A 26520-nucleotide genomic window follows, 5' to 3' on the forward strand; every position below is an offset into this window, starting at 1 on the left:
GTCAGGCGGGATTGCTCCCATTTTATATGAGGTCAAATGAATTGCATATTATGGGGTTCTATGCTAAAATTGGTACAAATGGCCAAAAGGAAATGAGCCTTTGGCAGGCAGGAACGACACCTGCAGGAGGAGTAACGGAAGATGAACGAGCAGATAACAGCCAGGGAATGTGTGAAAGCGCTTTGCTCCGCCTGGTTTGAACGGCGCAGTATGGAGGAGACCATTGTTTTTTTTGCCGATGATGTCATGTTTATCGGCACTGGTGAAGGTGAATCCGCCCACGGAAAGAATGAGATGGCCAATTATATCACCCAGGATATTCAGGAGATACCGGAGCCGTTTACAGTGGGAGTCACCATCGTTCATGAGCAGCAGATTGGTGAAAATATCTGCAATATCTCGATCGGGCTGACGTTAAAAAATACCTTGTATTCCTGGCTGCTGCGCGGCTTCGCTGTCCTGATGAGGGAGCATGGCGCGTGGCTGGTTAAAAGCCTTCATTTCGCAGAGCCCAGCGGCAAGCAGAGGGAGGCGGAGCACTATCCGCAGACGCTTGTCATGGAGAATCTGGCAAAACAGCGTCAGAAGCTTCTGGACGATTCTCTGCCGGGCGGCATGATGGGGGGATACATAGAGGAAGGATTTCCTTTTTACTTTATCAACCGGCGGATGCTGGATTATCTGGGCTATGAGAATGAAGATGCCTTTCTTCAGGATATTGGCGGGTTGATTACCAACTGCATGCATCCGGCGGACCGGGAGATGGTAGACCGCCAGGTGGCCCGTCAGCTGGAAGATTCGGATGAGTATGTGATCGAGTACCGGATGAAAAAGTGCGACGGCTCTTATATCTGGGTCCATGACCAGGGACGTGTGGTGACGGCGGAAGACGGCCGGCCGGCGATCATGTCTGTCTGTGTCGATGTTACCGCCCAGAAGCAGGCAAGGGAAGAGGTACTGAGCCTTTATAATAACATTCCAGGCGCCGTATTCCGGTGCCGTTTTGATGCGGAATTTTCTGTGATTGATGCCAATGACGGTCTGTTTGAGTTCCTTGGATATACCAGGGAAGAGTTTGCACAGATGGGCAATGCCATGGCTTCCGTGATTTATCCCGATGACCTGCGGGAGATGACAGACCGTCTGAACAGACAGCTGACACACAGCAATACGATTCACAATGAGAACCGTCTGATCTGCAGGGACGGAACGGTTAAATGGATCTCCATCAAGGCACAGCTGCTGACGGAATCGGGCGGTGAACAGTATTTCTACTGTGTTTTCGTGGATATTACGGAGGAGAAGCTTCTGCAGGACCGCATGCGGGAACTGTATGAAAAGGAACTGACTTATTTCGCGGAGATGTCCTCTTCTGACGGCAGTATTCAGGGGCGTATGAATGTCACGCAGAACCGGGTGGAAAGCTATCTTTCCACTTTGGATATCAGCCTTACCAGTACGGATCATACTTATGATGAGTCGATTGAGAGCCTGGCAGCCTGTGTTGTGGATGCCGCGTATGGAGAAGAAATCCGATGGTCTCTGCGGCGTGAGAAGCTGCTGGAAGACTATGCTGCAGGGAAGACGGATTATCATTATGAGTTTCTGTGCAGATATAACGGAAACGCCTTCTGGGGCAGCATGAATTTCAAATCCTGTTTAAACCCGGAGACCGGTGATATTATCGTGTTTTTCTATGTCATGGATATTACGGAGCAGAAACTGACGGAACGTCTGCTAAAGAGTATCGCGGAGCTGGATTACGACAGCATTACCGATGTCGATATCCGGCGGGATACGTACCAGCAGGTCTCCTTCAACAGCTCGGAGAAGAACCTGATTCCGTGGCAGGGAGAATTTCAGAAAGAGATCACCAAGATTGCGGAGCAGTACATGGACAGCGCGGCAGGAAACGAGTATTTGAGACAGCTGGACAGCGGCTATATGAAGGCGATGCTAAAGGATCAGAATACCTATTCCTTTGTGACGGAGATGCGGGATGAATACGGAAACGTAAGGGTTAAGCGTTTTAAAGTGTTTTATATCAGCAGAGAGCTGGGGCGGATCTGCATTGTGCGCACTGATGTGACCGATATTGTGCGGGGAGAACAGCGCCAGAAGGAAGAACTGGCGGCGGCGCTGGCCGCGGCGGAGCAGGCCAATGCGGCGAAAAGTGATTTTCTGTCCAGAATGAGCCATGAGATCCGGACTCCCATGAATGCCATCATCGGTATGAGCACCATTGCGGCCAAATCCATCGGGGACGATGAACAGGTGGCTGACTGTATCTCCAAAATCGGCATCTCTTCCCGCTTCCTGCTGTCCCTGATCAATGATATTCTGGATATGAGCCGGATTGAAAGCGGAAAGATGCTGTTGAAGAATGAGAAGATCCCCATGGAGGATTTCCTCTGCGGAATCAATTCCATCTGTTATCCGCAGGCGGCCTCAAAGGCAGTGGAATACGAGTGTATTGTGGACCCGGTTCTGGATGATTACTATATCGGCGACGCCATGAAGCTGCAGCAGGTTCTGATCAATATCTTAAATAATGCGATCAAATTTACCGGAGAGAGCGGGAAAGTCACCCTTTCGGCCTCTCAGCGGAGCAGGATGAAAAACGATGCCGTCCTGCGTTTCATCATTAATGACACCGGTATCGGCATGAGTGAGGAGTTCCTGCCTCATATCTTTGAGCCGTTTACCCAGGAGTCCATCGGCACTACCGCCTTATATGGCGGAACGGGTCTGGGGATGGCGATCTCCAAGAGCATTGTGGATATGATGGATGGCAAAATCACGGTGCGTTCCATCAAGGGAATCGGGACGGAGTTTACCGTGGATGTGAAGCTGGGGATTACGGAAGAGGAGAAGCTGCGCCACAATCAGAAAAAACAGAATTTTAATTTCTCCCATTTGAAGACGCTGGTCGTGGATGACGACGTGGCCGTCTGCGAGAGCGCCGTTGTGACGCTTCATGAGATGGGAATCAAGGCGGAATGGGTGGACAGCGGACGCAAGGCCGTCGACAGAATCAGGGAGTGCTGGGCCCGTGGGGCCTATTATGATATGGTCCTCATTGACTGGAAGATGCCGGAGATGGACGGGATCGAGACGGCGAGACAGATTCGCCGGATTGTGGGGCCGGATGTCACGATCATTATTATGACGGCCTATGACTGGAGTTCCATTGAACACGAGGCGAAGCTGGCCGGAGTTAATCTGCTGATGAGTAAGCCCATGTTCAAGTCTTCCCTGGTGTCTGCATTTTCAAGGGCGCTGGGAGAGAAGGAAGAGCAGGAACAGGAGGCCGCAGGCTTTGACTTTGATTTCTCCGGAAAACGTGTGCTTCTGGTGGAAGATAATGCGATCAATACCGAGGTGGCGGCGCTGCTGCTCACTGACCAGGGCTTCGCAGTGGATACGGCGGAAAACGGACTGCGCGCGCTGGAGATATTCAGCAAATCGGAGCCGGGATACTACGATGCCATCTTAATGGATATCCGGATGCCGATTATGGACGGTTTGTCTGCTACCGTCAATATCCGCCATCTAAGCAATCCGGACGCCAGGGATATTCCGATTATTGCCATGACGGCCAATGCCTTTGACGACGATATTGAAAAGAGCAGGGCGGCGGGAATGAATGCGCACCTGGCAAAACCCATAGAACCGGAACGGCTGTATCAGACTCTGTATGATTTTATTTTTGGAAAGGAGGAGTGACACTGATGTGTGAAGACGCTCATGACGATTTAGGAGGCAGAAGAGAGTGATAGACAATCAAAAGACCGTTTTATTTGAGCAGATGCCGGTGCCGAAGGCGGTTATGAAGCTGGCAGTTCCGACTATTTTAAGTTCCCTGGTTATGGTAATCTATAATCTGGCGGATACTTATTTCGTCGGAATGATGAACAATCCGGTGCAGAATGCAGCAGTTACGCTGGCTGCGCCGGTTCTGCTTGCGTTTAACGCAGTCAACAATCTGTTTGGCGTGGGCAGCTCCAGCATGATGAGCCGGGCGCTGGGACGGAAGGACTACGATACGGTCCGCCAGAGCTCTGCCTTTGGATTCTACTGTGCGCTGATCTGCGGTTTCCTGCTTTCTTTTGCCTGTACCATCTTTCAGCAGCCTCTGCTGACGTTGTTAGGCGCCGACGTGAATACGGCTCAGGCTACGGAGGAGTATTTAAAATGGACTGTGTCCTTCGGCGCGGCGCCCGCTATACTGAACGTGGTTATGGCATACCTGGTGAGATCAGAGGGGGCAGCGCTCCATGCCAGCATCGGAACCATGAGCGGCTGTCTGTTAAATATAATCCTCGATCCGATTTTTATTCTCCCGTGGGGGTTTAACATGGGAGCCGCCGGAGCGGGACTCGCCACATTTTTATCCAACTGTGTGGCCTGTATCTACTTTTTTATCCTGCTTTATGTGCGCAGATCGAATACTTTTATCTGTATTCTTCCGAAGAATTTCCGCATGAAGAAGGCTATTATTCTCGGCGTGTGCGGCGTGGGAATCCCGGCAGCCATCCAGAACCTGCTTAACGTGACCGGAATGACGATTCTGAATAATTTCACCTCTTCCTACGGCGCCGATGCGGTGGCGGCCATGGGGATCACACAGAAGATCAATATGGTGCCGATGCAGATAGCACTTGGGTTTTCCCAGGGAATTATGCCGCTGGTCAGCTACTGTTATGCCAGCGGGAATCGAAAACGAATGAAGGAGGCAGTTCTGTTTACCGTGAAAACACTGCTTCCGTTTCTGTTCGTAGTGTCTCTGTGCTATTATATCGGAGCGGGAAGTCTGACCAGAGCGTTCATGAACAATGAGGCCATTATTGCCTATGGAACGAGATTCCTGCGGGGCTTCTGTCTTGCGCTTCCGTTTCTCTGTATGGATTTCCTTGCCGTCGGTGTATTTCAGGCGGTCGGTATGGGCAAAGCGGCTCTTACCTTTGCGGTGCTCCGTAAGATTATCCTGGAGATTCCGGCGCTCTATGCACTCAATTACTTATTTCCGCTTTACGGTCTGGCATACGCCCAGTTTACGGCGGAGTTTGTCCTGGGAATCACGGCAGTATGGATGCTGGCCCGGATTTTCAGAAAAATGCGGGAAGGCGAGGCTGCTGCGGGTTAAAGTGCAGCGGAGTATTCCGCAACGCGGCCGTTTCAGCGCTTGGGCCGGTAGATGATCTCGTTGACGGTATAAACTGTGACAAATGCATTTTTGTCCGTTTTCATGATATAGGACATCAGCAGGGCATACTCATTTTTGTCAACGATGGTGATGATCTCTTTTTTCGGCTGGTGATCGTAGGCGCCGATGGCTTCATAGATGGTGGCTCCGCTGTGGAGCTGGTTTAAGATGAAGTCCCGGATTTCTTCCTCGTGTTTCGAGATGATACATACTCGTTTCTTTAAGTTGAAGCCGAAGATGAAGTGATCCAGTACAATGCCGTTTAAATACGTTCCCAGTACGCTCAGCACCACGATTTTCTTATCGTAAACCAGGGCGGAGGACAGCGCGACGCACATGCCGGCCAGGGACATGGCTTTGCCTAAATCCATGTGAAAATATTTATTCAGAAATTTTGCAGCAATGTCCAGGCCGCCGGACGATGCGTTCCGGTTAAACAGCATGGCAAGTCCGATGCTTACCACAAAAATGTAGCAGAGCATGTCCAGAAATGCATCATTTGTGATCGACTGATTATTGGGGAAAATCAACTCAAACACACCCAGGATTACAGGAAGCAGAAGTGAGGTATATACGGTCTTTGCACCGAACTCCCTGCCGATGAAGAGAAACCCCAGGATCAGAAGAAGGATGTTTAATACAAGGGTGATGGCCGAAATGTTCAGCGGGATAAAATTGCCCAGAACGATAGCCAGACCGGAGATGCTTCCCACTGACACATGGCTGGGGATCAGAAAAAAGAATACGGCGGCAGCCACGATGATGGTGGCTGCGGTTATCATTGTAAATTCGCGGATTACTTCCCATTTTTTCATATGGAACCTCCAAATAAAGATAGTAATGTTCTTCCCGGCACATAACCGCCGGGAGTCGTTCTGTCTGGTATTGTAACATAACAGAAGCATTCTTGCGAGAGGTAAGAGGAAAATACATGAAAAGCAGAAATGACAGATGGATTGCAGCAGCGGCCTGTATTGCTCTTTGCGGAGTACTGACTGCATGCGGACAGAAGGAAAAGATACAGGATATTGAAACCACAGTCCCATCACATGCGGAAGAGGAGCAATCCGAGGGGGATCATGACCGCAGGCCAGAGAGTGAGACTCTTTCTTCAGACGGTGCGGAGAACGGGTACCGGATCATAGAGGACCAGACATTTGAAGCGAACTTAAATCCTTTGGGAGAGGTAACCTTCGTCTCCTTTGAACCGGAGGACAGGGCAAATTCCTTTGCAGACGCCATCTTTGAGCTGAAGGACGGAGACAGGACCATTGCGGTTTTAGAAGGTATCAGCAGAGACAATATACGGGAAGGGGAACGGCTGCAAAAGGTAGAGGCGGTGTCATTTCCGGACTATAACAGCGACGGATACAGTGACATTATTATTATCTGCAGCTATCTGTCTGTGTCGGAGACGGCAGCAGGCGCTGTCTATTCCGAGGTGAGAATCTATCAGGGGAGTGAGAGCGGAACGTTCACTCTGGAGAAGGGGCTGTCAAAGGATGCGGATGCCGCGCTTGCGGAAAAGACTGTTCAGTCCGTCCTGGGATTTCTGGGGGCGGGAAAGAAGAGTGAAGCACCCTCCGGCTGGAAACAGGCATACATCGATTATATTCAGGCACAGGACGAGGAAGAGTGGGACGGCTATCAGCTGATCTATATCGATGATGACGACATCCCGGAGCTGGTGAAGATTGGAAACAGTGAAGCGGTTGGCTGCATGATTGCTGCCTGGGATGGCGGCCAAGTGGTTGAAAACCAGCTGAACCGGCTTTATTTCAGTTATATTGAAAAAGAAAATCTTCTCTGTAACTCCGAGGGGAGTATGGACTACTATTACGATCTGGTATACAGCCTGACAGCTGGCCGGTTATCTCTGATCGCCAGCGGTTACTATGGCGCAGGGGATCGTTCCAACCTTGAATTCGATGAAGACGGGAATGTTATCTATCAGTATGAATGGAATGGGACGCCGATGTCCCGTGAGGAATACAGTCAGGCTTTCAATGCGGTCTATGATACCTCGAAGGCCAGAGACGGGTATGAGTGGGGGCAGTGGCTGACTCAGTCACAGACGATTCAGAAAATCAGTGAAATGCAGCAGTGACATTGCAAAGAATCGATAATTATGGTAAGCTATAGATAAATTTTGTGAGAAAGAGAGGCGTCAGTTATGGATAAAAACGGATTGGATTTTGTTGTTGAAAAGTCAAAGGAATTAATGAGTGCGTCAACGTGCAGCAGTGAGGCAAAGGCAGCAGCCCAGGCCTGGCTTGATGCGGTTGGCACTGACCGGGAAGCGGAAGAGACAAAGAAGTATGTGGAAGAACTGGAAGCAGATATCATGCCGATTGACGGTTTGATCGGTTTCGCAGAATCCGAACATGGCGCCCAGGTTTTTGGTGCGGATAAGGCCCTGGAGGTTGCGGCTCATGCAAGAGAGATCAAAGCCGCCGGAGCAAAATACTGTGACTGCCCGGCCTGCGCTGCGGTGGAAGCGATTCTTGATAAGAAGGATATTCTTCTGGGTCAGAAGTAAGGATGAACCGGAATACTTTGCAAGGGCATCGGTCAGCTATGACCGGTGCCTTTTACCACATGAAACAAGAGAAGGCAAGAAAGCGAATAACATGGAATTAAAATTGAATTTTGAAAACCGGTCCTGCGGCGTGTCTGTTTTTCTTCCGGAAGGAACGAAACCGGATAAAAAAGCGCTGGATGAGCTGAATCGTATGATGGAGCTGGAGCATACCGTGGAATGCATGAAGGAAGCGGGCTCTTTTTTTAAGAATCCGGACAGCGCCGTGAGAAAGGCCGCTGTGACACCGGATTTCCACAAGGGAGCCGGAATTCCCATCGGTACGGTACTGATGACAGAGGGCTTTGTGATCCCCCAGGCTATGGGCAATGATATTAACTGTGGGATGAGGCTGTATACCACGGACCTGAAGGAAGAGGAGCTGGAAGGGAAGCTGTCTGTTCTGCTGCCGGAGATCCGGCGTATTTTCTTTGAGGGCGGACGCGGGATTGCCATGAATGGGATTCAGAGGGAGGCCATGCTGAGAGAGGGGCTCACCGGCCTTCTGGAAACCTCCGGAGAGGCAGCTGGAACGGGAATCTGGAGGTTCTACGATCGAGAGGAACAGGAAGAGGAACTGGAGCGTACTGCGTTCAAAGGAAGCCTGTGGGCCGAAGAGACGGAAGGACTGGAGGATTTTATCGGTGACGCCCATACACTGACCTATGACGATCAGATCGGCTCCATAGGGGGCGGCAATCATTTCGTGGAGATGCAGCGCGTGGCTGAGATCTATGACGGGCAGACTGCCAATGCGTGGGGAATAAAGAGAGGTGCCATTCTCATTATGATCCATACAGGCTCGCTGATGATTGGCCATCAGAGCGGCAGAATCAGCCAGATGATAACAAGAGGGCTGTATCCGAAGCTCATTCCCCATCCGGATAATGGAATTTATCTTTTGCCCGAAGGAGAGGGAGAGGGCAGGGAATGGCGTCGTTTCCGCAGCACTACCGGCAACGCCGCTAATTTTGGATTTGCCAACCGGATGTTCCTGGGACTGATGCTTCAGAATGCCGTTGAAAACAGGGTGCATCCGTTTGATATGAAGCTTCTGTACGACTCACCACATAATTTTATCTGGGAGAAGGAGCCGGAGGGGAGAAAATCCTATATTCACCGGAAAGGCGCATGCTCGGCCAGAGGAATGGCTGAGATGGAGGGAACTCCTTTCGCTTATTATGGGGAACCGGTGATGATTCCGGGTTCCATGGGAAGTTCCAGCTATCTGTTAAGAGGCATGGGAAATCCGGACGCTTTATGGAGCGCAAGTCATGGCGCCGGACGAAGACTGTCCAGGGGGGAGGCGATCCATGGCAGTGACCGTGAATTCCAGGAATTTATGAAGAAGTTTCACATCGTAACTCCCATTGACCCTAACAGAAGTGATTTAAAGGGACGGAACGATATCTTAAAGAAGTGGGAGGAGTCCATCCGTTCTGAGGCACCCTATGCCTATAAGGACATCGACAAAGTGGTGAAGGTTCATGCAGATCATGGTATGGCCGGCCTGGTGGCGAGAATGGAACCGGTGTTTACCATAAAAGCATAGGCGGAAGGAAACAGAATAAGAATAAAAAGGCAGAAAGGCATTGGAAAGGTAATAGACAGAACATGATAAACAGAGACGATATGCTGGAACTGACAAGGCGTATGACCCTTGCGAGAACCTCCTTTACGAGGATTGCAGGCTGCTATGTAGACAGAGATGGGGATTTTGAGGGGAGTTTTAATACGAATTTCCTGAAAGTCCCGGCTCCGGAGAGGACAAAAAAGCTGAAACTGGCGAAGGAGATTCCATTCTCAGCGACAAATGTTAATCTGAAGAAGTATGAATTTACACAAGACATGCGGAAACCGGGGAGTATGTGGCAGCTGCTTATGGCGATGAATGAGTGCGGATTAAAGAATGATGCCCTGATGGACACCTTTTACGACCTGATCATGGAAAAATACCATAAGAATGAACCGTATGCGATACTTGTCTTTCATGACCGATACGACATTCCGGCAAAGGGGTCTGACGGGGAACGGCAGTGGGAGTCAGAGGAAGTGTTTGAATATATGATCTGTGCCATCTGTCCGATGACTGGGGAATATGAGCCGGGAAAACCGGAATGTGGATTTTTGTTCCCGGCATTTACGGACAGAAGCGGAGACCAGAACCATATTAATATCTTTCAGGCGGACGCCGGGCGGCCTCGCGGGGAACTGCTGGAAATATTGGGAATGGGATGAGAAAAGCTGAGGGCCGGGCTGATCAGGCAGCCCGGCTTTTGAACTTGAATGAATAATTGCTTTATCAATGATAATTCCGGCATGCGCTATGCATACACAGATGAGATTATTTTTCGAGATAAGGCCTGGTTGTGTTTAATCATGATCAGCGCAAGGAGTAGGTGGCAGTGGAGGAAAACGAAAGATGGATCAGTTATTCGATAGGGAAAAATATTTTTTACGAATAGTTGAAAACCAATTGAAACCATGGTACGATAAAGAGAGCGATTTCCAACTATGCGCGAAACAACACTTTAACGAATAGTTGAACCAAAAACAGATTACCAGATCGTATTTACATATGATTTGATGATCTGTTTTTATTTTGCGCTGATTACGGCTACTGCCGTGATTATAAAATAATTTAAGGAGGTATTCTCTCATGAAACTGAAAAATGCTTTAAGGAAGTATCGTGCACTTCCAGTTGCTACGGGGTTAATGTCTGTAGCTATGTGCGTTCCTGCCTTTGCGGCTGATTCGTCTGGGTCTGTAACTGCCGCTGACTGGGCGCCTGTGATTACGAACCTTACCGCTCAGATTTCCGTAAGTACCATTATTGCGGCTCTTGCTACTTTTATGGCCGCTGGTATCGGTCTGGTCTTTATGTGGTGGGGATTACGTAAGGCTGTCAGAACCATTATGGCCGCTTTCCGTAAGGGAAAATTATCTGTGTAGTACTCTCCTGTCGGGGTTTAAAAGCCCCGACATTTTTTTAACAAGGCGGTGATTGTATGGAAACAAATTTATTAGACGGCAGTTTAAATCCGGTTAATATTGCACGTGTTATGAAGCATAACCATGACTTTTTAAAGTCTCACCCGAATTACTTTAAACCGGAAGGACTGCTTATATTTTGTGGTGAACAGGGGTCAGGAAAAACGCTTTCCGCTGTTCAGTATGTGCGGAAATTATGTGATGAATACCCCCGTGCTATTCTCTGTACGAATGTTCAGATCGAGGGGCTTAATCCTGATACTCAGGTGATTGAATATGACGGTCTTAACTGCTTAAAGAATATTGAAAACGGTTATTACGGTGTGATCTATCTGATCGATGAAATTCATCTGGAGTTTAACTCTTTAGAGTCGAAAAACATTGATATCGAGGTTATGGTCGAGGTATCTCAGCAGAGGAAACAACGAAAACATATCATAGGTACAAGTCAGGTCTATGGCCGTCTTGCAAAACCGTTTCGGGAGCAGATTCGCAACGTAGTATTGTGTGCAAACTTCTGTAAGATTTTGCAGATTAATACACTGATTGATGGTTCGAAATCGACTGAAAAAGATGGTCATTTAGTTACGGATACGGTTAAGAAATTTTACTGGTTCCATAATCCTGATCTGTATGACAGTTATGATACTTATGCAAAGATGAAGCGTTATAAAAAAGAATGGAACGGGAGGAAATTAAGCTGATGAAAGAAGCAATTGATTTGTTCGCAATTCTGGTAGGTTATGCGGCTCCCTATGCGGTTGTATTTGCATTGGGACAGCGGCTTGTAAATCTGTTTATCGGTATGGCCTTTAAGGGGCGGATTGACTTATGAGGAGGTTAATATATGTTGTATTATTTAGTTTGGTTCTTTTTGTTATGGGGGGTACTCCGGTGTTTGCGGCTGATTATGAGGTGTACGCGCCGGATTTTTCCGAAACTCTGGATAATGTTCCGTCTCCGGTTTCCGGTGAAATAAACGATTTAGATTTTGAATCGTGGCAGGAAATGGTTGCTTCTCCATCGGAAGCGTCGCCCTCTTCTGCTACTTATAATATACAGGTAATGTCATCGTATTCTGGTGTCTATGATGGTTCGATCTCTACAAGCGTACTGACATATTTCAGGGGTATGACAGAGAAGCTTTCTCCTAGTTCTCATTATGTCCTGTTCCGTCAATCCCAATACATATACCGGCTTGTATATGGTGAAAATCTGGTCTGTAACGGGAGCCGTTTTACTGGTACTGACATGATGTATATTACCTATGATACCCGTGATTATGTCCTGTCTTCTGGTAATGAGGGATCGTTTAGCTTAAATGCCGGAAACTATATCGTCTATTCCGATATCGGTGACATATACCCTGTACTCGTCGAGGGGGTGAAAAATTATGAATTTAAAGCGCTTCTGTTCCTTTGTACTATGTATCTGCTGTTTGTCATTGTCCGTAGCTTCTTTAACGTGGGCGGATACCGCATCTGACAGTAATGCAGATGGTAATGCTATGACATTTGATAAACCTATGCTTTTAGCGGCTGTTGAAGCTTCTCCGTTATATGCTAAAGTAAATGATTCTTGGCAACAACTTAATCAGGACTCTTCCGGTTATATTATGCTTCCGTCTACTGCGACTCAGTTAATGTATCAGTTTAAAGGTCAGTGCAATATACGCATGCTCGTAGACAGTTCTGACTTAGGGCGTTTTGGGGCTATGTCTTATCAGCTTATGCCAGATAATACCGACTCATATTGGATATATGATAATTTTTATAATTATGTAGATGATGATGGAATGTTTTATCTGTCTGCTTATGCTCCTTATTGGGGGAATATTTACTTTGATTACTCTCCCGGCTCCAGTGTCCAGATTAAGTTTAATACTTATACTGCTCCATCTGAGAATCTGAAAATAAATGGGGTATATGATAATAGTGATAATCCGTTTTTGACAAAGACAATTAGCCTCTTAAATCGATCTATGTATCCTAAGTCTGTTATGTATTGGAATAACCGTTACTATTTTTTTTCGTTCCCTTCTGGTGGCGTATTTAAAAAAGGGTATGAGTATGAAGTTACTTGCTTCTCTTCTTTTCCGTCTGGTAGTTATTTCTACATGGAAGGTGTTGATTTTTCTCGGTCTGTTGATGGCCAGTATGTGACTTTTCGTTTTAAGCCTACAAGGGATATTTTGAGTAATCAGTTAAAATTCTGTGTGCAAAAGGCTGTAGGTAATGAAAATGTTCAGGGTGCGTTTTATTATGTATCATCTTCTTCCAGTTATATTCCGGCGTCTGATACTGGCCAACAAGGTCAGACTACAGCCGCCAACACAACTATCATCAAAAATGTGGTCACGAATATCAGTAACACTGTTAGTAATATCAGTAACCAGATAACCAACACGACGAATACGATCACGAATACCATTACCAACACAACGAATCAGATAAAAGAAGCGGTGAGTCAGTCAGCTAATCAGATATCGCAGACAGTTACTAATACGTCAAATCAGATAAAGGATTCTGTAAATCAGTCGGCTGAGAAAATATCTCAAACCGTGACGAATAAGGTAAACGAGGTAAACGGTACAATTAACAGTGTAGGTAAGGAAACTCAGAAGAAAATAGATGATATGCAAAAGGCCGTTGTAGATAAACTGGAGGATACAAAAACGGGAATTATCACGGGGATTATAGACGGTTTGAAGTCTCTTTTTATACCTTCTGACGATTTTTTTAAGACGTGGTTTGATGATATGTATTCCTTCTTTGATGAACGTTTAGGGTTTCTTATGTTGCCTGTTGATCTGCTTGTAAACCTGATTGATATGGTTGTATCTGCCGATTCATCAAATGCAGGTATTCCGTTTCCTGAAATTCAATGGGAAGGCACTATATTGATTCCTGCTCAGACTGTTAAAATAGAAATATTTGATACGGATTTCGGCAAAGAATTACAGGATAAACTTTACTTTGTTGGTAACGTTATTATGATTGGTGCATTGCTTTCATTGATGCATCGTAAGATTGAGGAGGTGTTGCGTTCATGATCTTAGAATCCGTTTTAAATCTTGTAGGTGGACTGATAAAGCTTGTATTTGGGTGGATAAATCTGCCTGACATGCCCTCTTCCGTTACGTCTATCATAGACGAATTGTTCGGGTATATCCGTGGTTCCATGGGGCTTTTAGGTGTCTTTGTCGATCTCAATATGGTTAAGGTTTTACTGCCTATGTTGCTGATCGTGATTAACTTTGAGCATGTCTGGAAGTTTACTATGTTCATTGTCAGGAAAATACCGTTCTTAGGTATTGAATAGAATGTCATGCCATCGGCGCAAGCGGCCAGACCGCGCGCCGTGGCTGTCTTTATGGAGGTGATCTGTTGACTGAACATGAAATAGAGTTTATGGAACTGCTTTCCCACTTAACAACGCTTGCAAATATTTTTTGCGAACATGCAAAGGATACGCCAAATTTAGATACCGATTTGCTAAATCAATTTGTTATTTTAAATGACTATGTTCAGCGTATAAATGAGGTGTTGACTTGCTTCATAGATTAATGAATTTTACTCTCCTGCTTTCATGTCTGCATCTATGAGGGCTTTAACATATCCACTCATGGCTTTATAACCTTGTTTTTCAAAATGTGCTTTAATAGCTTCATATTCATCTACTGGAATATAAACTTTTACAGTCTTGTAGGTTTCTTTGTTGTATTCTCTTTTATAATCAGTTAGTTCTTTTTTATTCATATGCCCTCTTTTCTAGGCCTAGAAATAATGCACAAATACTAGGCCTAGATTTTGTTAGATATGTCAATATACTAGGCCTAGAAAATATGCTATACTTTAGTTACAAGGTAAGTATATCAAATGGTTCAGGGAAAAGAAAGGGGAAAATAAAAAATGACAAAGAAGGAAAAGGAAGCTTTTAAGGCGATTTACAATGATTCTATTAACCAGTATATGCGCTTTCTTATGAACGGTGAGGAAATACCACCTAGAATTGTTATTCGTGGTCTTACTCTTGCTGAATTAAATAAAATGTTTTTTCCTGATGAATATTCAGATGAAAATGAGGTGGGGGCGTAAGCCCTCTCCCCTTTAAACTAGCCGTTGACGGTCACAAGCCCGTATGAGAAATAGTGAGTGGAGGATTAAGACGGAAACTCACTATCTGTATATGTCAAGCTTCATTAAAGGCCAAAGTCTTATAGAAAAACTCACTGTATGGATATGTCAAGCCCGTTTATATTTCCTTGTTCAAGTTGTTTGTTATGACGGTATTCTATCGAGAAATCCGCCGCTGTCGTGTCGGTCTTTATGGCCTTACATCTGGAAGTCTGACGGAGCTATTTCAGAAATACGGGTGTCTGGCACATTGACAATAAAATATAGAAGGAGAAAAAAAGATGAAAGTTAAAATTTTAGGTATTCAGAACGTTGATTACGTAAGCAGGAAAACAGGGAATCCGGTAGTAGGTGTAACCTTACATACCTCTTTTTCTGATGCTCAAACATTGGGGACGGCAGTTGATAAGATTTTTATCTCTGATAATCCGCATCTTCCCTGTATCAAAGATCTGGCGATTGGTCAGACTGTTGATATCGAGTATAACAACCGTGGCTTTGTATGCGGCTGTGAAATAGTCGGTAAGTAGTGATGGCCGATTCCCCTGGTATTTCCTTGTTTACCTTCCCCTCTGGCTCCCCTCGCACGCGTACGTAACTACGGGCGGAATGTGGGAGCATCGCCGGGGGGCCCACATTCACGGCGTTACCGTGGGTGAGGAAGTTCCGGTATAGTATTACCCGGAACTTCTGTCGCAAGCACCAACAAACCTTGTAAAACTGGGGCTTGCCAGTCCGCGACAGCACATTGTCACTTCTGTCGCCGTCGCAAAAAACAAACAAAGGGGAAATAAGCATGGGTGAAAATGTGAAAGACAGCCAGTCACGTAAATGGCAGTTGACAATTAACAATCCCGTTGAAAAGGGATTTACGCATGAGAAGTTAAACAGCATTCTTGCTTCCATGGCTTCGATAGTTTACTACTGTATGGCTGATGAAATAGGTGAGAATCAAACGTATCATACACATGTTTTTCTGTGTGGTCGGTCTGGTATTCGCTTCTCAACTCTCAAGAAACAGTTTGAGGGTGCACACTTTGAAATGGCAAAGGGTACCGCCGAACAGAATATGCAGTACGTTTCTAAAACTGGCAAATGGCTGAATGACCGGAAACGCGAAACGTGCGTAGATGGAACCTTTGAGGAATACGGGGAAATGCCTATTGAAAGGCAGGGTAAAAGAAACGATTTGGATGATTTATACGGAATGATTAAAGACGGGCTGACGAATTATGAGATTATGGAACAGATGCCCGAAGCAATGCTTAATCTCGATAAAATTGAAATAACACGCCAGACGCTTATACAGGAAAAGTATAAAAATCAATGGCGTGATGTACAGGTGGAATACATATACGGCGATACTGGTTCAGGAAAGACTCGTTCGATCATGGAGCAATACGGTTATTCAAACGTCTTCCGTGTAACAGATTATCTCCACCCGTTCGATGGTTATAAGAATCAGGACGTTGTAATATTTGAGGAGTTCCGCTCTTCTATCCGGTTCACCGAAATGCTTACATTAATTGAAGGTTATCCGGTAGAACTGCCGTGCCGATACGCAAATAAATATGCCTGTTACACTAAAGTTTATATTATCACCAATGTTCCATTATCGAAACAGTATCCGGCTGTCCAGTTAGATGAATCTGTCAGTTGGTTAGCGTTTTTAAGACGTATTCATAAGGTTAAAAAGTATACTTATGAGGGTATTCAGGAAAGCCATATCGAAATAACTAAAGATGGTTTTCGAACGGTTTTAGACGGTGAATTTATACCGTTCCGTGAGGTAGTTAATGGTAGTAAAAACGTTGTTGAAAGGCTTGCATTATGACGGTCAACTATCACTCCGCCGCAAGACAAAACACTGGTTTGATTATCTCAGTGCATCACAATCTCAAATGGTAAAATGGTATGGAAATTGTGAGGTAATACGTTCTTGTATAATAGACGGGGTTCTGGTAATATATGTAGAGTAGATCAACTAATTCGTTAAAAACAACTTTTGCAAATAGTAGCAATACGTGGGGCGCTCCTGCGTGAGAATGAATGTCGCGCCCCTTGCGACTATTCGCAACAAGTAGATCTTTAACGAATAGTTGGCGCACAAAAGCACCGTTTTACACCAATTACATAAAGGAGCCATTTTACATGAAACTTCAACGGCTATACAGTCTCACCCGCCAGGCGATCGACTACTACCATCTGATTGAGGACGGCGATCACATTGCTGTCGGTATATCCGGCGGTAAAGACAGCCTTACTTTGTTATATGCGCTGCAGGGGTTAAAACAATTTTATCCAAAGCGTTTTGAATTATCAGCCATTACGGTGGATTTAGGCTTTGGAGACTTTGACTTATCTCCTGTTAAAGAACTCTGTGAGCGATTTTCCGTTCCCTATACGATAGTTTCTACGGAAATTGGAAAAATATTGTTTGAGACGCGCAAAGAATCTAATCCATGCGCACTCTGTGCGAAGCTCCGCAAAGGTGCTTTAAATGATGCTGCCATCAAGCTTGGCTGCAACAAAATTGCATATGCGCATCACCGTGAGGATTTGATTGAAACCATGTTGTTGTCGTTAATTTATGAAGGCCGGTTTTACGCATTTTCGCCCAGCACGTATTTGGACCGCACGGGATTGACCGTGATCCGTCCAATGATCTACGTGAAGGAGGCTGACGTGATTGGCTTTAAGAATAAATACGATTTACCCGTATGCAAAAATCCGTGTCCGGTGGATGGTCATACAAAACGGGAATATGTTAAAAAACTAACGAAAACATTGGAACAGGAAAATCCTGGCGTTAAGGACCGTCTCTTCCATGCAATTGTCGATGGAACGATTGAGGGATGGCCGGAAAGGGGGCAGCTGTCATGAACACACTCTCCTACCATCAGCAGAGAGATATTGAGAATGTCAAGCATCTAAGAGAACTGATCCGGGAACTTCCGCCCTTCTGCGCCGATTTCTTTCGCGGAATCGAGCCACGCACCTCTTCCAGGACCAGAATTGCCTATGCGTATGATTTAAAGGTATTCTTCGATTTTCTTCTGAAAGAGAATCCTGTGATTGCGAAGATGGATATGAAGGATATCAGTCTGGATCATCTCGACAATCTGAAGCTTGTAGATATGGAAGAATATATGGAGTACCTAAAATACCGTTTCAATGATAAGAATCAGGAAATAACCAACAAGGAACGCGGAATTATGCGGAAAATTTCTTCCTTGAAGAGCTTCTACAACTATTATTACCGAAATGAACGGCTTGTAAACAACCCGGCCGCTTTAGTACAGCTCCCGAAACTCCATGAAAAGGAGATAATCCGTCTCGACGTGGATGAGGTCGCTCTTCTCCTCGATGAAGTGGAAAAAGGGGAGGCGCTTACGGAGAAACAGAAAAGCTATCATGAGAAGACGAAGCTGCGCGATTTGGCGCTGCTTACGCTGATGCTGGGGACCGGAATCCGTGTGTCCGAGTGTGTTGGCCTGGATATTGACGACGTAGACTTTAAAAATGGCGGAATCCGGATTCACAGAAAGGGCGGAAAGGAAGTAACCGTGTATTTCGGTTCTGAGGTTGAAGACGCTCTGAACGATTATCTGGAAGAACGGAAAATGATCATTGCGGAGGAAGGCCACGAATCGGCACTGTTTTTGTCCCTTCAGAGAAAAAGACTGGCTGTGCGCAGCGTGGAAAATCTGGTTAAAAAATATGCGCGGATCGTGACGCCTTTAAAGAAAATTACGCCTCATAAACTGCGCAGCACCTATGGAACTAATTTGTATAAGGAGACCAATGACATTTACCTGGTCGCGGATGTGCTGGGGCACGCGGATGTTAATACGACGAAAAAACATTATGCGGCTCTTGAAGATGAGCGGCGGCGCAGTGCGCGGAATAAGGTACGGCTTCGTGAGGACTGAGAATCGTATCAGTATCTATGGATCTTTGGAGTCAGGGTCAGGAAGAGAGAATTTGGTCGGAATCGATCCAATTCTCTCTTCCATTTTTAACAGAGGAGAATATTTATATGCTGAAGATTTACTGTAAAGTCCCTGCTATAGAGATAGTTCCACTGTCGAAAAAGCCTGTGCAGTTGTAGGACCATCTGCCTTCTGATAAAGGAATGGTTTTGGTTTCGCTGCTGCCGCCCATGGTAATGCGCTGCTCCTGGTTGGACGGAGAAAATAAAAACAAATCTACGCTGCCGTTTATGGAAGATGTAATTTCCAGGGTCAGAATCTGTCCGTCTTTTGCCTCAAAGCCAGAGGAATGCACAATGCATTTTTGCCCTTCATCGCTTAAATCTATTACAATCATATCATTTGGATCGGGATCGGTTGCAGTAAGGCCGGAGGGGGCATCTCCCGCCGCTTCTGCCGCCGCAGACTGTGCAGAGGATAACGTACCCACTATGGAGATAGTTCCGCTGTCGAAAAAACCTGTGCAGTTGTAAGACCATCTGCCCTCCGATAATGGGATTGTCTTTGTCTCACTGTTGCCTCCGATCGGAATGCGCTGTTCCTGATTGGATGGAGAGAATAAAAATAAATCCGCAGCCCCCTTTATGGAAGAGGTGATTTTCAGGGTCAGAATCTGTCCGTCCTTTGCCTCAAAGCTTGAGGAATGTATCACACTGTGCTGCCCCTCATTGCTCAGATTTATTACCACTGTATTTTCTGCATCAGGAGAAGCCGCATAAGCACCGGTCACAGCTGCAGTAAAACTCAATACTAAAACCAGGGCAGCCGAAACTGCCGCAGTTAAGCGAGTTGTTCTTTTAAATCTCATAATCGCATCTAACCTCTCTTTCAATAATTCCCTGCTTTCGTTGAGCGTCACGGAGGCAAGAGAATCCCTGTAACGTCCTCCGGCCCCCATAGCATGCAGTAAGGTATCTCCATAGGCTTTCCGCCCGCCCGGGTCAAGGGTCTTTATGACAGCTTCGTCGCAGGACAGCTCACAGGCCCGGTCGATTTCACGTCTCATCAGGTAAACAAGCGGATTAAACCAATGCACGCACACAATTAACTGTATCAGCCACTTATAAAACATATCCCGTCGTTTATAGTGCGTCAATTCATGCAGAATCGTATATTCAAAATCGGAGGATGATAAGTCGGCTGTCGGAAGTACGATACAGGGATGGAAAAATCCGATGAGTAACGGTGATGAAATGAGGCTGTTCGTGCAAAGCTCCACCGTATTTTTCACCCTGCTTTTTTCCACAAGTTTTCCAAAACGCTCCAACAGGTCGATATCTCCTGCTTCTTCGCTGCCGGCCCGAATATATTTTACAAAGTCCTGGTAGATCGTGATTTTCCGAATTAACAGGATGAGAGCAATGGCGAACCAGCCGGGCCACAGATGTTTCCACATGGCCGATGATATGATGCGTGCCAGAATGCCGGCGGATTTCATGGGTTTTCTTTGTTCATGATGCAGCTTTTTGGATCCGTCAGCTTTGTATTCCGCTGAAGAAATACCGGCCACAGCGGTCTGCTGTCCGGTTGGAGCCGCCAACTCTGTCTGCGTGACGGCCCTGTCAATTCCTTGAAAAAATGTTCCCATGAAGTTTTCTTCCGGTGCAAAAGGCAGCATCAGACGGGCGGCGACTACCAGCCAAATATAGTATTGCCACCGCTTGCTCAGCCGCTCCTTAATCACCGGACGGAGCAGAAACAGAAGGAGTATTAACAGGGAGCCGGACAGGGAAAGGGACAATACGGTTTTTAGGATCTCGGTCATTTACCGCTCTCTCCCCCCTCCCAATATCTTCTCAAATCTTCCATATCTTCAGCAGAAAGCAGATCCTTTTCAATTAATGTGGATACAAGCCCTTTTGCATTGCCCTCATAGATTTTCTCCAGGAAGGTCTCCGCCTGTGCCGTCTGATACGACGATTCGGAAACGATGGCGATATATTCATTTCGGCGCCCGATCTTGGCCGTTTTCAAAAAACCTTTGGCAATCAGTCTGGAAGATAATGTAATAATTGTATTTTTCGTCCAGGGCGTTCCCCTGTCCTCCAGTGCTTTTGCAATATCTGCATATAAAGCTTTATTGCCGTTTGCCCATATGATTTTCATCAGTTCCAATTCATATTCCGTTATTTGATGCAAGAATATCAGCCTCCTCATATAAGATTACAATTTGTACTCTAAGTGTATGATAACATTTTGTACTCAAACTATCAAGCCTTTTCCCTGCTTTTTGAAAAAATACTTGACAGAATGATGTGAAACGCTTATGATCAAGTCAGGTAATTTCAGGAACAACAGAAAGAAAATTATAGAAATCAGAGGTCTGAGAGATTGTATATTAGATTAAGATAGTAAACTGTTCGTTATAAGACACCATGTACAACGCCATAACCGTGCAGTACCGTAAGCATTTGCCGGTACGCCTGGTTTGTGTAGTTTGTATGTGTTGATAACCGGAACAGTTTTTTGTGTCTTAGTCTGCCGTTTTGGCAAAGATACAATCTCTTTTTTTGTACCTGAAATTACCACAATGCCGCAGCAAGGAGGCTGAATACTATATGAAACAATTAAATGAGACCATAAGACCCCGCGCTCTTCTGGCAGGGGTACGCTTAAATGAGAATCAAGATTTTGAAGTATCCATGAAAGAACTGAACAATCTGGTAAAGGCCTGTGACATGGAACCAGTGGCCAGGATCGACCAGAATCTGGCCAGTATAAATGCCGCTTACTATATTGGTTCCGGTAAGGTTGGGGAGATTCGGGAGGCGGTGGAAACACTTCGCGCTGACTATGTGGTATTTAACGATACCCTGTCCCCTTCCCAGCTTAAAAACCTGCAGAGAGAGATCGATGTGCCCGTATGGGACCGCACGTATCTGATCCTGGAGATATTTTCACGGAGAGCCCAGACCAAAGAGGCACGGATGCAGGTGGAATCGGCCCGGCTCCAGTACATGCTGCCCCGGCTTATGGGACTCAGAGACTCTCTGGGCCGCCAGGGCGGGGCCAGCGGTTCTCTAAGCAACAAGGGATCCGGTGAAAAGCAGATTGAGCTTGACCGGCGTAAAATTGAGGGGCGGATCAGTGAATTAAGACGTGAACTGGAACGGATGGAGCAGGAACGAAATGTTCAGAGAAGAAAGCGAAGCCGTGGAACCTGTCCCCAGGCCGCCCTGGTTGGATATACGAATGCGGGTAAGTCCACTCTCCTGAACAAACTGGTGGAGCTGTCAAACGGAAAAGAAGAAAAGATGGTCATGGCGAAGGATATGCTTTTTGCCACTCTGGATACCACGGTTCGAAAGATCTCGCCGAACGGCAGCCAGGATTTTCTGCTGTCTGATACGGTTGGATTTATCAGCAGGCTTCCACACAGCCTGGTAAAGGCGTTCCGCTCCACGCTGGAGGAGATTCGCTATGCGGATCTGCTGCTTCACGTAGTGGATTTTTCAGATGAGCACTACAAAGAACAGATGGAAGTAACAGAAGAGACACTGAAGGAACTGGGAGCCGGTGATATTCCCCGAATCTATATTATGAACAAGGCCGATTCCGTTATGGAGGGGGAAACTCTCCCTGAAATTTCCGGGAACCGGATCTATATGTCTGCCAAATACGGCATCGGAATTCCGGAGCTGCTGCGTATGATGGAACAGATTCTCTTTTCTGAATATCAGGAGGCCCGTTTTTTGATTCCTTATGAAAACGGAAACGTGGTACACTATTTTAACAGCCGCGCCATGGTTCACAGCCAGGAGTATCAGGAACAGGGAGTCTGTCTGACTGTCAGCTGCCGGGAGGGCGACAGAGAGAAATATAAACAGTATTTGACGTGATAATATCATGAAACACTTGATCTGCCGATAAAGAAAAGTACCGGATACAGCAGGCCGTCACACGGTTTTTTGTATCTCTGGTACTTTTCTTTTCGGAATATATGTTTTTGATCAATGGCTGTTCTCCTGAATCACCACTGAATTAATCCATGATCACGAGATCTGCAGACGCCGGATTAACGAAAATACGTATGCGGTCTACGGATACCGTTTCGTAAGATCCGATCCGTCTGTTTTTGATATCATCGAGAAGCTGTTCCTTGCCCGCCAGAAAGAGTTCCATATCATTCTGAAGGTAGGCGAATTCAATTCCCACAAACGGATCCTCTGATTCCTGCTCCGAATCTCTTAAGTAGGGAGAGACCGCCTGCTCATTATAGGTGATCTGAAAACGAACGGTATTCTCCGGAACCGTCTCATCCGGTATAATCTTAGTGGGATTACCCGAATGGCTGTAAAAAAAGTAATTGCCATATATTCTCAGCTTCTGATCCTCCTGAAGCTGAAACGAATAGTCGAGATTCTCTGTTACCATCTTCACATCACCAATCGTTGTCTTTCCGGAATAGGCAAATGACGAAAATTCGGAAAGGGCGATTCCGGTGCCGATTCCCGTAATGAATATTCCACTGCAGAAAACTGCGATAAGGGCCTTATGTATGTTACGCATCCTGTACCTCCTCTGTGAGTTCAATAGCGGTTTCCTCCGCTTCATAACGGTTTGATTTGCTGTTTATGCGCAGCAGACTGATACAGAAGCAGGTAAACGCACCGCTGCAGAGCACGGAACCGAACAGAACCAGGGTGGGGCCTGTCAGGGGATATCCCTTGAACAGCCATACGAGAAGAACACCGAAGCAGAACAGGGATCCCAGAACAAACAAACCGCCAAACAGGGCGAGAAACATCATAAACAGATTAAAGCACCACCGCAGGCACCAGAGGAACAGGCGAATGATTCCATGAAAGCCGCTTTGGAACCCATGGGCGATGGAGCGGCCTACTGTATGCAGGACGGGGATTGCCCCTGCGGAGTTCGCTGAGGCAGTTCTTCTTCGCTCTCTCTTTCTTACTTCCGTATTCGCGGTCACAGTACTCTCCTCTCTGCGCAGCAGACTGCGAAGCTTTCGTATGGGACAGAGTAACAGATAAACCGCTTTTCTTCCCAGGGTTTTTCCCGCCTCAAAACAATGGACGGCACCATTTTGTACCGCGGTGAACAACTTCTTACAAAAACGGACGAGCTTATCACGGAGATCCGTTCCCTGTACAGTTCCGGGCTTTACAGGCGGCTTGCCGCTTCCTTTTGCCGTGCCACCGGAAAATTCCGCCTTGACGTGGTAGGCTTCCAAAATCTGGGCAGCCAGCTCCTTAACGCTGCCAAAATCGCGGATCGCTTCCTCTTCGCTCAACCCGCTCTCCACCTTCATATCAATATGTTGGGAGTACTCTTCCAGAATATCCTGCTGTTCCTCATCTTCAAGGACGAGGAGATGCCGGTTTAATTCTTCTAAAAATTCGTTTTTATTCATCCTTCTGCTCCTTTAAAAATGTACATACCCGCTGCTGAAATTCGTTCCACTCCTGCTCCAGCTTCTCCCGGTAGAGGACTCCGGCAGCAGTTAAATGGTAATATTTCCGCGGCGGCCCTTCCGTGGACTCCCGCAGATAGGTCTCAAAATAGTGCTCGTTGGTCAGACGCTTCAAAAGCGGATAAATCGTCCCCTCATTCACATCGATGACCTTGGATACCTCTTCTACCAGCTCGTATCCGTACATATCCTTTTTCCTAACGGACTCCAGCACCACCAGTTCAAGGACTCCTTTTTTAAACTGTGCATTCATGTTAAGTCCTCCTTTAATACTATATTATACATACTACTATGTAATGTCAAGTACTAATTAAAATAAAATACTGAATTTCTGACGGAACCAGGAAAGGTTCAGACAGATGATACACCAATGGCCCTCAGGATACATGAACAAACACCGGCTTCGCATGATCTGATTCGAGTACAGATCATACGAAGCCGGTGCTTGTTGCAGTTATGAATCAGGTGTGTAATGTTCACCTGTGTATATGAATGACAGGCTGCGGCTTTCCGCTCCTTTCGTTACAATCATAAGATATATTCGCAGTAGATCTTCTCCCACTGCCGTTACCTCTCACCTCTCAGCCAGAACTTCAGAAACAGGCACACAGTACATGATAGTCAGATGCTGTCCGCTGTGGATTACATCCTCCTTTAATCCATTCATATTCTTTAATTCAGTGACGTAGTCAGCAGTGGACATTCTGCAGCTCCCTGCATACTCATCTGCGATTCCCCAGAGCGTATCGCCTTTCTGAATCTCAATGCTGGTATAGTATTTTTGAGACTCCGGAAGTTCTGTTTCATCGGCCAGCGCATTCATCAGAGAATGACCGCAGACGTTCGACAGAATCAAAACAACTAGTGCCATTGTAATCATTATTTTTTTCATCTGTAATTACCCCCTGTTACTCTTTTGTTACGAATGCAGAACACATGTTCTGTATGAAAACATCATACCACTCGAACAAATGTTTGTCAAGAAAGAAAATCATTTTTTTCGAACAAAGGTTTGCATTTTTTTCGAACATATGTTACTATTAAAGAAAGAAAAAGGATTGAGGAGGCTGTGTTATATGGCTCAGGAGAAGATTACAGCAAAACAGCAGGAAATTTTAGAATATATCAAAGAAACCATTTTAAAAAAGGGGTATCCGCCGGCTGTCAGGGAGATCTGTGAAGCGGTACATTTGAAGTCAACCTCTTCCGTCCATTCTCATTTGGAGACTCTGGAGGAAAAGGGATACATAAGAAGAGACCCCACCAAGCCCAGAACGATCGAGATCATTGACGACTGCTTTAACTTAACAAGGCGTGAGGTGGTGAACGTGCCGCTTCTCGGTACCGTGGCCGCCGGTGTTCCTCTTCTGGCTGAAGAGAATATTGAGAATTATTATCCCATCCCTGTGGAGCTGCTTCCAAATGCAGATACCTTTATGCTGAACGTAAAGGGAAACAGTATGATTAACGCCGGTATTTTCGACGGGGATCAATTGATCGTGGAACGGTGCTCCACTGCTTACGACGGAGAGATTGTCGTCGCTTTGGTCGATGATTCCGCCACGGTGAAGCGATTTTACAAGGAGGACGGCTATTACCGACTCCAGCCTGAAAACGATGAGATGGAACCCATCCTTGTGGATCACCTGGAGATCCTTGGAAAAGTGATCGGATTGTTCCGCCTGGGGATCCATTAGAATTTGCGTGATTCATAAACGAATAAAAATGGCAGAAACCGGAGAAGAGGTTGACATAATTAATTTATGTCAACCTCTTCTCCGGTTCTGTCTGTTACTGCATGGTTTGATCTTTGATCGTTGTTTTATTCGATTATTCCAGTTCGCTGACATCCAGTCTCTTTCCGTCCCGCCAGATACGCTCCAGATCGTAGAAGAGTCTGTTGTCCCGGTCGAAGACGTGTACAATGATATCACCGTAATCCATAAGAATCCAGTTGGCGGACTGGTAGCCCTCCACCTGTCGGCAGGTGCAGCCCATCTTGCCGAGTTCCTCTTCCACGTTGTCTACCATGGCCTGAACCTGATTGGAATTGGAACCGCTTGCTATAATAAAGTAATACGCCATGACGGAAACGCTGCGGATATCGATGATACTGATATCTTCGCCTTTTTTGTCAGATAAAGCCGCGTAAGCTGCTTTGACCATCTCGCTAGAATGATTCATA

Annotated in this window: 29 protein-coding genes; 20 read left to right on the top strand and 9 right to left on the bottom strand. The window is 46.2% G+C overall.

Annotation, left to right across the window (positions count from 1 at the left end):
* Positions 1-141 precede the first annotated feature (141 nt).
* Positions 142-3726, top strand: a complete 3585-nt coding sequence (locus NE473_RS01040) for a response regulator (protein ID WP_055648889.1) — start codon at positions 142-144, stop codon at positions 3724-3726.
* 82 nt (positions 3727-3808) lie between these two features.
* Positions 3809-5146, top strand: coding sequence for an MATE family efflux transporter (locus NE473_RS01045; protein WP_305148602.1), 1338 nt, complete (start codon positions 3809-3811; stop codon positions 5144-5146).
* A gap of 32 nt (positions 5147-5178) precedes the next feature.
* Here NE473_RS01045 and NE473_RS01050 read toward each other — a convergent pair whose 3' ends face one another.
* Positions 5179-6021, bottom strand: a complete 843-nt coding sequence (locus tag NE473_RS01050; protein WP_055648890.1) for a YitT family protein — start codon at positions 6019-6021, stop codon at positions 5179-5181.
* Positions 6022-6137: 116 nt separating this feature from the next.
* Here NE473_RS01050 and NE473_RS01055 point away from each other — a divergent pair, with 116 nt between their 5' ends.
* The 11 genes from NE473_RS01055 (at position 6138) to NE473_RS01105 (ending at position 14342) form a co-directional block, all read left to right on the top strand.
* Positions 6138-7313 (top strand): hypothetical protein, encoded by a 1176-nt coding sequence (locus NE473_RS01055; RefSeq protein WP_055648891.1) that lies wholly within the window; start codon positions 6138-6140, stop codon positions 7311-7313.
* A gap of 66 nt (positions 7314-7379) precedes the next feature.
* Positions 7380-7745 carry a hypothetical protein gene (locus tag NE473_RS01060; RefSeq protein WP_055648892.1) on the top strand — a complete coding sequence of 122 codons (366 nt, stop codon included), beginning with the start codon at positions 7380-7382 and terminating at the stop codon, positions 7743-7745.
* Positions 7711-9336: an RtcB family protein gene (locus NE473_RS01065; RefSeq protein ID WP_242866044.1), complete on the top strand. Its 1626-nt coding sequence runs from the start codon at positions 7711-7713 to the stop codon at positions 9334-9336. The genes NE473_RS01060 and NE473_RS01065 overlap by 35 nt, the downstream gene beginning before the upstream one ends.
* Positions 9337-9398: 62 nt before the next feature.
* A complete protein-coding gene (locus NE473_RS01070) occupies positions 9399-10022 on the top strand; it encodes a DUF4317 family protein (RefSeq protein ID WP_055648893.1) in 624 nt (207 codons plus the stop codon).
* Between the two features lie 421 nt (positions 10023-10443).
* Entirely contained in the window at positions 10444-10737 is a 294-nt protein-coding gene (locus tag NE473_RS01075; RefSeq protein ID WP_256265134.1) for a hypothetical protein, read from the top strand.
* Positions 10738-10793: 56 nt separating this feature from the next.
* A complete protein-coding gene (locus NE473_RS01080; protein ID WP_256265135.1) occupies positions 10794-11480 on the top strand; it encodes a P-loop NTPase family protein in 687 nt (228 codons plus the stop codon).
* Positions 11480-11611, top strand: coding sequence for a hypothetical protein (locus NE473_RS01085; RefSeq protein WP_256265136.1), 132 nt, complete (start codon positions 11480-11482; stop codon positions 11609-11611). Before NE473_RS01080 ends, NE473_RS01085 begins: the two co-directional genes overlap by 1 nt.
* Positions 11608-12261 carry a hypothetical protein gene (locus NE473_RS01090; RefSeq protein ID WP_256265137.1) on the top strand — a complete coding sequence of 218 codons (654 nt, stop codon included), beginning with the start codon at positions 11608-11610 and terminating at the stop codon, positions 12259-12261. The genes NE473_RS01085 and NE473_RS01090 overlap by 4 nt, the downstream gene beginning before the upstream one ends.
* 22 nt (positions 12262-12283) lie before the next feature.
* Positions 12284-13828: a hypothetical protein gene (locus NE473_RS01095; RefSeq protein ID WP_256265138.1), complete on the top strand. Its 1545-nt coding sequence runs from the start codon at positions 12284-12286 to the stop codon at positions 13826-13828.
* Entirely contained in the window at positions 13825-14097 is a 273-nt protein-coding gene (locus NE473_RS01100; protein ID WP_256265139.1) for a hypothetical protein, read from the top strand. Before NE473_RS01095 ends, NE473_RS01100 begins: the two co-directional genes overlap by 4 nt.
* Before the next feature lie 65 nt (positions 14098-14162).
* Positions 14163-14342, top strand: coding sequence for a hypothetical protein (locus NE473_RS01105; protein WP_256265140.1), 180 nt, complete (start codon positions 14163-14165; stop codon positions 14340-14342).
* 6 nt (positions 14343-14348) lie between these two features.
* Here NE473_RS01105 and NE473_RS01110 read toward each other — a convergent pair whose 3' ends face one another.
* The gene (locus NE473_RS01110) at positions 14349-14534 is read right to left on the bottom strand and encodes a hypothetical protein (protein ID WP_256265141.1); all 186 of its coding nucleotides are present in this window, start codon (positions 14532-14534) and stop codon (positions 14349-14351) included.
* A gap of 153 nt (positions 14535-14687) precedes the next feature.
* Between NE473_RS01110 and NE473_RS01115 the strand changes: the two genes are divergently transcribed.
* The 5 genes from NE473_RS01115 (at position 14688) to NE473_RS01135 (ending at position 18844) form a co-directional block, all read left to right on the top strand.
* On the top strand, positions 14688-14873 hold the full coding sequence (locus tag NE473_RS01115; protein ID WP_256265142.1) for a hypothetical protein: 186 nt from the start codon (positions 14688-14690) through the stop codon (positions 14871-14873).
* Between the two features lie 320 nt (positions 14874-15193).
* Positions 15194-15442, top strand: coding sequence for a hypothetical protein (locus NE473_RS01120; protein WP_256265143.1), 249 nt, complete (start codon positions 15194-15196; stop codon positions 15440-15442).
* A gap of 266 nt (positions 15443-15708) precedes the next feature.
* The gene (locus NE473_RS01125; RefSeq protein ID WP_256265144.1) at positions 15709-16746 is read left to right on the top strand and encodes a replication protein; all 1038 of its coding nucleotides are present in this window, start codon (positions 15709-15711) and stop codon (positions 16744-16746) included.
* Positions 16747-17063: 317 nt separating this feature from the next.
* The gene (locus NE473_RS01130; protein WP_055648903.1) at positions 17064-17795 is read left to right on the top strand and encodes a tRNA 2-thiocytidine biosynthesis TtcA family protein; all 732 of its coding nucleotides are present in this window, start codon (positions 17064-17066) and stop codon (positions 17793-17795) included.
* Positions 17792-18844 (top strand): tyrosine-type recombinase/integrase, encoded by a 1053-nt coding sequence (locus tag NE473_RS01135; RefSeq protein WP_022032518.1) that lies wholly within the window; start codon positions 17792-17794, stop codon positions 18842-18844. The genes NE473_RS01130 and NE473_RS01135 overlap by 4 nt, the downstream gene beginning before the upstream one ends.
* Positions 18845-18962: 118 nt before the next feature.
* Here the strand turns inward: NE473_RS01135 and NE473_RS01140 are convergent, their stop codons facing one another.
* Both NE473_RS01140 and NE473_RS01145 read right to left on the bottom strand, forming a co-directional pair.
* A complete protein-coding gene (locus NE473_RS01140) occupies positions 18963-20669 on the bottom strand; it encodes a M56 family metallopeptidase (RefSeq protein ID WP_081034778.1) in 1707 nt (568 codons plus the stop codon).
* The gene (locus NE473_RS01145) at positions 20666-21061 is read right to left on the bottom strand and encodes a BlaI/MecI/CopY family transcriptional regulator (protein ID WP_055648904.1); all 396 of its coding nucleotides are present in this window, start codon (positions 21059-21061) and stop codon (positions 20666-20668) included. Before NE473_RS01145 ends, NE473_RS01140 begins: the two co-directional genes overlap by 4 nt.
* A 401-nt stretch (positions 21062-21462) precedes the next feature.
* On the opposite strand from NE473_RS01145, the gene hflX reads away from it, so the two are divergent.
* Positions 21463-22743: a GTPase HflX gene (gene hflX, locus NE473_RS01150; RefSeq protein ID WP_055648905.1), complete on the top strand. Its 1281-nt coding sequence runs from the start codon at positions 21463-21465 to the stop codon at positions 22741-22743.
* Between the two features lie 142 nt (positions 22744-22885).
* On the opposite strand, the gene NE473_RS01155 is transcribed toward hflX, so the two are convergent.
* The 4 genes from NE473_RS01155 to yneA form a co-directional block, all read right to left on the bottom strand.
* The gene (locus tag NE473_RS01155) at positions 22886-23413 is read right to left on the bottom strand and encodes a hypothetical protein (protein ID WP_055648906.1); all 528 of its coding nucleotides are present in this window, start codon (positions 23411-23413) and stop codon (positions 22886-22888) included.
* On the bottom strand, positions 23406-24275 hold the full coding sequence (locus NE473_RS01160) for a DUF1700 domain-containing protein (protein ID WP_055648907.1): 870 nt from the start codon (positions 24273-24275) through the stop codon (positions 23406-23408). Before NE473_RS01160 ends, NE473_RS01155 begins: the two co-directional genes overlap by 8 nt.
* Positions 24268-24588 (bottom strand): PadR family transcriptional regulator, encoded by a 321-nt coding sequence (locus NE473_RS01165; protein ID WP_006776601.1) that lies wholly within the window; start codon positions 24586-24588, stop codon positions 24268-24270. Before NE473_RS01165 ends, NE473_RS01160 begins: the two co-directional genes overlap by 8 nt.
* Before the next feature lie 321 nt (positions 24589-24909).
* Positions 24910-25227, bottom strand: coding sequence for a cell division suppressor protein YneA (yneA, locus tag NE473_RS01170; RefSeq protein ID WP_006777472.1), 318 nt, complete (start codon positions 25225-25227; stop codon positions 24910-24912).
* 184 nt (positions 25228-25411) lie between these two features.
* On the opposite strand from yneA, the gene lexA reads away from it, so the two are divergent.
* Positions 25412-26032 carry a transcriptional repressor LexA gene (gene lexA / locus NE473_RS01175; protein WP_039894026.1) on the top strand — a complete coding sequence of 207 codons (621 nt, stop codon included), beginning with the start codon at positions 25412-25414 and terminating at the stop codon, positions 26030-26032.
* 133 nt (positions 26033-26165) lie between these two features.
* Here the strand turns inward: lexA and rsfS are convergent, their stop codons facing one another.
* Entirely contained in the window at positions 26166-26519 is a 354-nt protein-coding gene (gene rsfS / locus NE473_RS01180; protein ID WP_256265145.1) for a ribosome silencing factor, read from the bottom strand.
* Position 26520 lies beyond the last annotated feature (1 nt).

This window comes from Hungatella sp. SL.1.14 (assembly GCF_024460495.1).
In the GTDB taxonomy this organism is placed as follows: domain Bacteria; phylum Bacillota; class Clostridia; order Lachnospirales; family Lachnospiraceae; genus Hungatella; species Hungatella hathewayi.